8 protein-coding genes and 2 pseudogenes are annotated in these 9,667 nt (G+C 36.0%); all 10 read left to right on the top strand.

The genetic code is table 11. The features are described 5' to 3' along the window. Positions 1-15 precede the first annotated feature (15 nt). The 10 genes and pseudogenes from ACQV1I_RS13160 (at position 16) to ACQV1I_RS13115 (ending at position 9,563) form a co-directional block, all read left to right on the top strand. Positions 16-1,317, top strand: a complete 1,302-nt coding sequence (locus ACQV1I_RS13160; RefSeq protein WP_116334613.1) for an MFS transporter — start codon at positions 16-18, stop codon at positions 1,315-1,317. A 343-nt stretch (positions 1,318-1,660) separates the two neighbouring features. Further along, on the top strand, positions 1,661-2,425 hold the full coding sequence (locus ACQV1I_RS13155) for a YheC/YheD family protein (protein ID WP_116334614.1): 765 nt from the start codon (positions 1,661-1,663) through the stop codon (positions 2,423-2,425). 396 nt (positions 2,426-2,821) lie between these two features. Beyond that, positions 2,822-3,277: a DUF6386 family protein gene (locus ACQV1I_RS13150; RefSeq protein ID WP_116334615.1), complete on the top strand. Its 456-nt coding sequence runs from the start codon at positions 2,822-2,824 to the stop codon at positions 3,275-3,277. A gap of 363 nt (positions 3,278-3,640) precedes the next feature. Continuing rightward, positions 3,641-4,126, top strand: a complete 486-nt coding sequence (locus ACQV1I_RS13145) for a DUF6097 family protein (RefSeq protein ID WP_116334616.1) — start codon at positions 3,641-3,643, stop codon at positions 4,124-4,126. Positions 4,127-4,260: 134 nt separating this feature from the next. Then, positions 4,261-4,332 (top strand): annotated as a pseudogene (locus ACQV1I_RS13140) (recombinase family protein); the annotation flags it as partial. A 117-nt stretch (positions 4,333-4,449) separates the two neighbouring features. After that, positions 4,450-4,773, top strand: a complete 324-nt coding sequence (locus ACQV1I_RS13135; protein ID WP_094701491.1) for an ArsR/SmtB family transcription factor — start codon at positions 4,450-4,452, stop codon at positions 4,771-4,773. Between the two features lie 38 nt (positions 4,774-4,811). Next, positions 4,812-5,867 (top strand): ACR3 family arsenite efflux transporter, encoded by a 1,056-nt coding sequence (gene arsB / locus ACQV1I_RS13130; RefSeq protein WP_094701490.1) that lies wholly within the window; start codon positions 4,812-4,814, stop codon positions 5,865-5,867. Between the two features lie 7 nt (positions 5,868-5,874). Continuing rightward, positions 5,875-5,935: pseudogene (locus ACQV1I_RS13125) on the top strand (arsenate reductase); the annotation flags it as partial. A gap of 73 nt (positions 5,936-6,008) precedes the next feature. Next, positions 6,009-6,797, top strand: a complete 789-nt coding sequence (locus tag ACQV1I_RS13120; protein WP_116334617.1) for an arsenite methyltransferase — start codon at positions 6,009-6,011, stop codon at positions 6,795-6,797. A 1,296-nt stretch (positions 6,798-8,093) separates the two neighbouring features. Beyond that, positions 8,094-9,563, top strand: coding sequence for a BglG family transcription antiterminator (locus tag ACQV1I_RS13115; protein WP_094701485.1), 1,470 nt, complete (start codon positions 8,094-8,096; stop codon positions 9,561-9,563). Positions 9,564-9,667: the final 104 nt, after the last annotated feature.

The following is a 9,667-nucleotide window of genomic DNA, read 5'->3' as shown; positions in this document are numbered from 1 at the left end:
GTAAGGAGAACAAGTATGGGAGAAATGAAGTCGTTATTTACGAATAAAAACTTTACCTTGCTCATGATTGGGCAAGTCATTTCGTTTACAGGCAGTATCATACAGCGTTTTGCTCTTTCCCTGTATGTCCTTGGAATCACTGGCTCTGGTACATTATTTGCTACCGTACTAGTTATGTCATTAATCCCAACCATTTTACTAGGTCCAATTGCAGGAGTATTCGCTGATCGGTTTAGTCGTCGAAATATTATGATTGTGCTGGATATACTTTGTGCGATTATCGTTGGTATGATGTTGCTCTTGTCTAAAAACGGAATGCTAGACTTACCAGCAATCTATCTGGGAGTGATTTTACTGTCGGTTTTCACTGCTTTTTATGAACCGGCTGTACAAGCATCTATACCATCATTGGTAGGGGAGAAGCAGCTTCTTAGCGCTAATTCACTTAACAGCTTGTTCATGACGTTAGCCAATATGACAGGTCCTATTCTAGCAGGAATATTATATGGGACATTGGGCTTGGATGCCTTACTGCTGATTAACGGAATTAGTTTTTTATTTGCGGCTATCCTTGAAATGTTTATGGTTATTCCACAAACAATACGTGAGAAATCTTCCAATGTCATTCAGGAATTTAAGAGCGATTTGAAGGAAGGGTTCAAATTTGTATATAAGAGCCAATATCTTGGGAAGCTGATATTTGCTACTCTAATTGCAAATGTATTCATATCGCCTATTTTTACAGTTGGGATTGCCTATATCACAAAAATGAGCTTAAAAATGTCGGATCAGATGTACGGACTGAGTGAAGGTGTAATCATGGCAGGTAGTCTCATGGCTCCAATCGCCTTGGGTCTATTAACTAAAAAACTAACAGTCAAAAATGCTTTTGTTTCCATGCTGTTGCTATCAGGTATTTTCCTGTTTGCTACTAGTGGCTCCATTCTTCCGTCCTTCACAGGAATCTTCCCAGATGCAACGATTCCGTTCTGGATATTTACCACGTGTGGATTTGGTATCATGGCTTCCATTACTATCCTTGCTATTGTTGGGATGACCATGCTACAAAATGATACGCCAAATGAAATGTTAGGACGTGTAATGTCACTTGTCACCTCCATGACAATGGCTGCAATACCGCTAGGCCAATTAATGTATGGTTTACTGTTTGATCGTTTTGCTGATAGTAGTTATATTCCCATGTTACTTTCAGCTATTGTCAGTGTAATCCTCAGTCTTTACATTAAAGTTTCACTGGCTGGATATAAAGAAAGAGATGAATCAGCACCTCAAAACCCCGATTCGACCTCTGCTTAAAGATTATTAGATGACAAGATGCTCTTCGGTAATCTCGCATAAACAAATTAGTTTAGTAGAGTGGAGAAGCGAACCTAAAAATAAGAAATGAAACGTAGAAATCATTTAAAAAGAGTCGTGCTTTAATAGCGACTCTTTTTACGTTCAGATCGAATTGAGATTGGGTTTTTTAACTGTGTACAATGATGGATCGAGACTTGGGAAGGTCATAGGCTTTTTTCTGCATTTCCGCTCATTTCTACGCACAAAAGAAAGTATTTTTTCAAATGTAGGTACACGCCGTGCTCTCAATAAATGTTGTTCCATAGAATGTTTAACATGTCAAAAAGAAAAGAGGATACCTGTGGGAATTGGAAAAATGAGAAAGCATAGGGAAATGTTACAGCATTCCATACTGCGGCACCATTTACCTGAAACGCACTGGCTTACAAATCAAAATGCTTTACAGATGCTCAAATCATATTCGACTATCTTTATTAAACCCGATCACGGTAGCGGAGGTTCTGGGATAATTAGAGCTAAAAGAATAAAAAACGGTTATGAGGTTCGATGTGGTTCTAAACAGACTCACGCCGGTTCAGGCTCGCTGTATAAGACGATTCAGTCTTATTGCCAACCATCTAAGCGGTACCTTGTGCAGAGAGGAATCCATTTAGCACCTTACAATGGCTCGATTTTTGATATCAGAATCTACATGCAGAAACCGAAAAAAAAGTGGATTATTTCCGGTATGGTTGCCCGTGTGGCAGCTCCAAATCTTTTTGTTACTAATTATCAAAAAGGAGGTTTTGGGGTACAGCTCAATCAGGTTCTATTGAACCTCTTTGCAGATAGAGAAAAAGTGAATACAATACGAAAAAAAATAACAAATCTATCCTATCTAATTGCTCGAACGATGAGCAAACATCATTCGTTTCGTGAATTGGGAATTGATATTGGAATCGAGAAAAGTGGCCGAATTTGGATTATTGAAGCTAATTCGAAGCCTGGCCATAAGCTGTTCACTCAACTTGCTGACAAAACTTCGTTGCGTAAAATTAAGAAAAACAAGCGTCTAATTAAAAGAGAAAAACTCCAAATCAAAAAACACCGACAACAAAGAATCTAACCATGATATAGTAACACATAAAATACTAGGGGCGAGATAGATCTATAAATTAATCACTATTTATGGCATTCGACAGTAGAAATGATGTCTAGTGACAAAAACTAGATGAACAAAAAACGAAAAGTGATTATCCCATATCTATAAGGTTTTAGCCGAAAAAGGTATACAGGTTTGTCCCATTGTTTTGGACACAACCTGTATACCCTTTTGATTTTGGACACAAACCTTATATACCATCGTAGCACTTCTAATAAAAAAGCGGTAGAATTAATATATAATGATAGAGTTAGGAAGGAGACATTAGGAAATAACGAATACCTTACATAAGGTTCCAATGCTTTCAATTGAGGTGAAAGAACATTGTAAAAATCAAGTAAACGTGAGAGGAGCAAAAGGATGCAGGGTTCATTTCGTTTTATAACTGATACGGCCACAATGTGTGTTTACGATCTCGGAGAGCTGCAACACCGCTTGGATGATACGCCAGACTGGTGGTCGAATCCGGAAGACGAGCTTGCAGAAGTGAATGCGGGTAACTGCTTATTTTTTAATCTGAGTCAAGACGGGGTCTATGAAGTCAATTGGATAAAAGCGGATGAGGACTTGGAGGCTGGTGGGCCTATGACAGAAGTGCTGTACTTTCGTGTGTCCGTCGGTAGCGTATTTGTTGGAGCCGCAGATGATGTAACGGGAGGCGGTCTGGAGCCAGACCATACATGCGAGGGAGTTATTATAGAACTAGAGCCTGGCAGTTATGCCTGTATGGCGCAGAGAGAAGGAAACCAAATCAGGTTGGCTTTAAGCAGAAGTGAAACAGACACTAATAGACGGGAAGACTTGATTCGAATATAATGATTACTCTAGCAGGTATCTGGGACTTCTACCTGAATCAAAAAGATAAACGATCAGCCATCCGAAATCGTATCCCTGGCTGCAAAAGCTAGAATTGCAAGCCTGGGCAAGCTTGGCAAGAACTCAGGGATATTCATTTCCACATAGAGTGACATTTCTATTATTAGTGCAAACCTCTTGACCGTACCATCAAGATCGCAACCGTTGAAACAAATTTCTATTATTTCACGTAAGAAGAATTATGGATTTAGAAGAAAAAGATTTGACCTATGAAAACGAACAGGCTGACATACTCCCTAATAGCATTGAAAGAAAAAGACCGAACAAACACCACTACATAAAGAAAGGAAGAACATATACAGAGTGAATATTTTTAAACAATTTGGCGACGCCATTACAAATAGTATTTTTTTACAGGAAGAGCTGCGAAAAGCTCATGCATTTATTCAAGAATACAATTTACCCATAGAAATGGTAGAAAACAACCTACATAAACAAATCATCTTAATGGAAAATTATGCAGGAACCCGCTTCTTTCAGCAGGGATTGGCCAAATATAAAACCGTGAACATCCTGTTGATGACTCTCTCTGTTATCGTAATGCTACTAACAGGTATTATCGCCGGACTGGAGTATCTGAAGCCGGAGCTAGGCGTGGTCGATTTCTTATTAACATTTATGTTTACACATTTTAATTTGTCGATAACTTTAATTAGTATTGTGTTTGCTGCAGTAATCATATTACCCATCATCAGATCTTATTACGCCAAAGCACTGCATGGCAAGGTGCTAAATCAAGCATGGCAAGCGGTTTGGCAACATGTAAATTCAGAACGTAACACGCTATAATTTAATCGAACTAATTCATCATAAAGCCTTTACCAAGCAGTAAAAAGAACCAATGCATACACCTTAAGTGGAATGACTATCTTGCGAGAGCTTGAATCTATTGGACATTGTACTCTAAGGTGTATTTTTGTGTTTTGCAGGCTGTTATGTTTATGGAAATGCTAGAACTAAAGAAAAACACGTTTTATAAAATAATGAAGGAATAAAATAAATTCGTGACACATTATTCAAGAATAAGAATAAGGTATAGTTGAGAATATGAAATTCAAATGATAATATAGCTATATGGCTATATTATCATTACAGAGGAGGTGAATACGGTAATGGATTTGATCCAACTATCTGCTGCCTTAAAAGCTTTAGGCGATCCAACTCGATTAAAAATTATTGCTCTTTTAAATCAAAGAGATTGTTGTGTGTGTGAATTAGTCCCGATTTTTGGCATTTCTCAACCATCCATTTCACGACATATGAGTCGACTAAAAACAGAGAACTTAGTAAAAGAAACAAGAAAAGGGCAGTGGGTCTTCTATTCATTAAACCGCACAACCATAGAGAAAATCGGAATTTCTTTATCTCAGTTACCAGATTGTAAACAAGACTTTGAGATGCTAAAAGAAGCTAATCTTTCCATTACATGTGAGTAATCTCGAAGAGATACAAAAGAGATAAGGAGGTACCTCTAATGGGTACTCTAAGTAAAAAACGGTTATCGTTTTTAGATCGATATTTAACAATATGGATCTTTTTAGCCATGGGAATTGGTATTGGGTTAGGTTTTATCTATCCTCAGTTTGTTTCAGGATTAAATAGTTTGCAAGTCGGGACAACATCAATACCATTGGCCATTGGTCTAATCTTAATGATGTATCCACCTCTTGCTAAAGTACGTTATGAAGAGATGGGGCGGGTTTTTAAAGATACGAAGGTATTACTACTCTCACTTGTCCAAAACTGGATTATTGGTCCCATTTTAATGTTTGGATTGGCAGTTATTTTCTTATACGATAAACCAGAATACATGGTCGGCTTGATTATGATTGGCCTTGCACGTTGCATTGCTATGGTAATCGTGTGGAATGATCTTGCAAAAGGTGATACCGAATATGCTGCGGGCCTTGTTGCCTTTAATTCAGTGTTTCAGATGCTCTTTTTCTCTGTATACGCATATTTGTTTGTAACAGTAATTCCGGAATGGTTAGGATTAGAAGGTGCTGTCGTAAACATAACCATGTTGGAAGTGGCGAAATCAGTTCTGGTTTACTTAGGAATTCCGTTTTTTGCTGGTATGCTCACTCGTTTTACGCTGATAAAAATAAAAGGTCGCCACTGGTATGAAAAAGTATTTATTCCAAAAATCAGTCCGATTACTCTAATTGCCTTACTTTTTACCATAATCGTGATGTTCTCCTTAAAAGGAGATACCATTGTGAGTCTGCCTTTTGATGTCATTCGCATTGCCATCCCACTTTTGATCTATTTTGTAGTAATGTTCTTCGTTTCGTTCTATCTGGGGAAAAAACTTGGAACAAATTATCCAGTCACTACAACACTTGCTTTTACAGCAGGTAGCAATAATTTTGAGCTTGCTATTGCTGTAGCTGTTGGTGTATTTGGTATCCATTCTGGTGCAGCTTTTGCAGCTGTAATTGGACCGTTAGTAGAAGTGCCTGTCATGATTGCCCTTGTAAACGTAGCCTTATGGTTTAAACGCAAATATTATTCGAATCAATTATTGTAAAGGTAGGATGCACCTGAAAAAAACGATTTACTTTTTGTGTACTGGGTAGAAGCCAAATGGCTGAAGGTTAATATCTAGGCGATTCATGGGAAGTATTTTCGGCTGGTATTGAAGCTCATAAAACATTTGGGAGGTCTTACTATGAATGAAGTAACAAAAGATCAAATCAGAGAATCGGTTCGAGATAATTATAAAAAGGTAGCACTTAGTACAACTGATAATTCAAGTTGCTGTGGTCCTACAACTTGTTGTTCACCAGATTCAGATGTATCACTTCAGTTTGGTTATTCAATTGAAGAAATTAAATCAGTACCTGCTGGCTCAAATCTTGGATTGGGTTGCGGAAACCCACAAACAATAGCCGAATTAAAAGAAAATGAAGTAGTTGTTGATCTAGGGAGTGGAGGAGGATTTGATTGTTTCCTAGCTTCAAAACAAGTGGGGAATAAAGGTAAAATAATTGGTGTTGATATGACTCCTGAAATGATATCGAAAGCAGGTGCAAACGCTCACAAGAATCAATATACAAATGTAGAGTTTAGACTTGGTGAAATCGAAAATTTACCAATTGCAAATGACACTGTGGACGTAATTATGTCAAATTGCGTTATTAACTTATCTCCCGATAAGGGAAAAGTGTTCCAGGAAGCATATCGTGTACTAAAATCAGGTGGTCGCTTGGCCATCTCAGACATTGTAATGACTAATGACTTACCTGATGAGATACGTAAAGATATTCAGCTTTATTCTGGTTGCATATCTGGTTCATCACCAATAAATGAACTAAAACAATATTTAATTAATGCCGGTTTTATAGATATTCAAATTGATCCGAAGGATGAATCAAAAGAATTTATAAAAGATTGGGCACCCGGTAAAAATATCGATGATTATATTGTATCAGCAGTTATTAAAGCCATTAAACCATAAGACAATACGGTATAATAAGGTAAAATTAACGATGTGTGCATTAAGATGAACTTAAATACTGTGACATAAATGTGGTTACCATTAAACAATGTGGTAACCACATTTATGTCAATTAATAAGAGCTTATTCGTGGGGTAACCAGATTTACGTCAATAAGGTAACCGAATTTGTGTCATTAGACAACAACAAGAAATGAAAGAAATTTGCAACCTTTTAAAAATACCTATTTCAGTTCTTAAAACAGCCATTTCATGAACTGAAATAAAGTAATGAAATTCATTCGTTTTACAGACATATATCCCTGGCTTCTCCAATTCATATTTCCAGTGTTAATATGAGCCGGATAGACTTACTCATTGTTTTTTGTTTACTGAAGCTTCATATCCAATTTTCTTATCGTATTTAGTATTTCCATCGCCAATTCTGAAAGTAAACACATTGTAGAAACATTACTCAATACCATTATACTAGTAGATGGTTCTATCAACTTTATATACGATGCATAAATCGGTAAATGCAATATTCCAACCATATTCATAATAATTGCTGGTTTTTTAACATCAAAGTTATCTGAAGGCAAACTTCTCATCTTTAATAGAAATCATCAACGTTACGGATAAATGAGATTTCTTTTTTTGTTTTATTTGTTTACATAATATATATTATCGGACTCAATAAAACAAACAAAAAATAACCAACCCGCTTTTGAGTTTTACATAGTAGCAGCGAGTTGGTTTGGTTATCGTAGCTATAATTCTTTTAGATTTAAATTCCTTTCCATTTACTTATATTTATAGTTAACAATCAGAATCCTCGGCTAATGATTTTTTATATTGGATTCTTCGTTTTTATCTCTTGTTCTTTCTTTTCTTGTTTTTCCTCATGAAATTCTTTTTGGACTAAAAGACCTAGACTCATGTGATCTACTTCGTCTTTTGTTAGCATCTTGTTCTGGAATTAGAGGAATCAGCTTTTCTACACACAGAGCTAATTTAATCTCGAATGAAAGTTTTGTTCGCTTAATCTCCTTATTTTGTAAGCACATACGCTTTTATTTTTCAAGTTCATTAAAGTCTTACATGTAATTCCCGATATATAAATTACAGGATCTCCCTACCCTACCTTACATATTTGTAATTTTTATGAAGTATGAATCGATTCTTTGTATTTGCTATTTATTTTAAGATAAATTATATCCTACGTTTTAGCCTACAACGTATAACCTGAAAGCTCTACTGCACATAACAGAAATGTATATAAATAAACGATATAAGATTAGGAGGAATATACAAAATAATGTTAACATTATACTTAGAAAAAGGAATTCTTCGCTGTATCCAACTTGCTAAACTAATAACAAGTGAAAATAGGTGGTTTACAATCTCAGAGCTAGTCCAAAAATTAGGAGGCTCAAATCAAACGATCCGGAAAGACATTTCATTCATAAAAGAAGTGTTACCACCAAACTGGGAGCTAACCTGTCAAAAAGGTAGAGGTATTCAATTAACAAAACCAACAAGCTCTTCAAATAATGAACTGTGTTGCTTGTTATATAGACGATCAGTTGCTTTTGAAATTTTTGAAGAGCTGCTACAAGGTAATGTAAAGGCAGTCTGTCATTTGACTGAAAAATTATTTTTACAACCCCGCTCTGTCTACTCTCATCTTAAAAAAATACAGAAGCATATCCAGCTATACGGATTACATTTAGAGACGAAACCTTTGAGGATTGTTGGTAATGAAGCACAAATCCTTTTAATGTTTTATGATCTTTACTTACAGGCATACTCAGATAATGAATGGCCCTTTACTGAAATACAACAAGAAGTAATTCTTCAGAATATCCGTCATTTCGAAAATCTGGCAGGAGTAAATTTTCACCAAAGTTCTAGGCGAAAATTATCTTTCTATCTAACCATTTTCTTTAAACGAAAGCTTCAGGGTCATGTAGTAGAGTTAGAAACGTGTAAAATAGATGCTTATGTTAATACAAGTATCTATCAGAAGGTGTCCTTAATAGGTGAAAAATTATCCAATGAACTCAATATTTCTTTAACCATTGATGACACCGTGCTGATAACCATCGCTATTAATGCTTCTCGATTTACGTTTAAAGATATAAATCTAGCTAAACAAACGTTTCTCCAATATTTCAAAGAAGGAAAAATAGCTATCTATCAATACGCTAGGGATTTTATCATCATGTTAGAACAAGAAACTGGACAACACTTAACGGATAATGAAGAATTCATATTTGACATTTGCAATTATTTAAGAAGAATTCCTTATCGATTTCAGCGCTTATCCATGATCAAAAGACCAGAAAAAATAACAACAAAATATATTAAAGAAAAGTATGGGGTAACGTTTGAACAGGTAAAAATAGCTTTTGATACTTTTGTTAAAAAATACGGGTTAGCCAGTAATGCTTATGAGGAAGAGGTTGCAAAGGTTACCCTACGTATAGAGGCCTCTAACATGTTGGCTTCAACTGCTCATAAGAAGGCATTGCTTGTTATTGCAGAAGGAGATAGCTGGAAGGCTTACATAAGGGCTGCACTAGTACAACGATTTGGTGGAAAGCTTCAGTGTGTTCAAAAAGATATCAATGACTTCACAAAAGACGAATTAGTAACTATGGGTATCGATTTGATTATTACGACAACCCCTCTGGAAATCGAAGGTATATCAACCATCTGTATAAACCCGATTATTTCCCAAAGTGATATTGATAACATAAGGGACTTTATAGATGACTGTTCATAACCTGAAGTTTCTCCTCTATCCCCTATCTCAATTCATACTTATACACCGTATAAAGATGCATGTGTGCAGTTATACAATGCCTTCTTAGTCAACCGCTTCTATCA

The organism is Brevibacillus sp. JB24b (genome assembly GCF_051713385.1).
Classification (GTDB): domain Bacteria; phylum Bacillota; class Bacilli; order Brevibacillales; family Brevibacillaceae; genus Brevibacillus_B; species Brevibacillus_B laterosporus.
The sequence above is the reverse complement of the archived record's forward strand: the minus strand, read 5'-3'. Positions and strand labels throughout refer to the sequence as shown.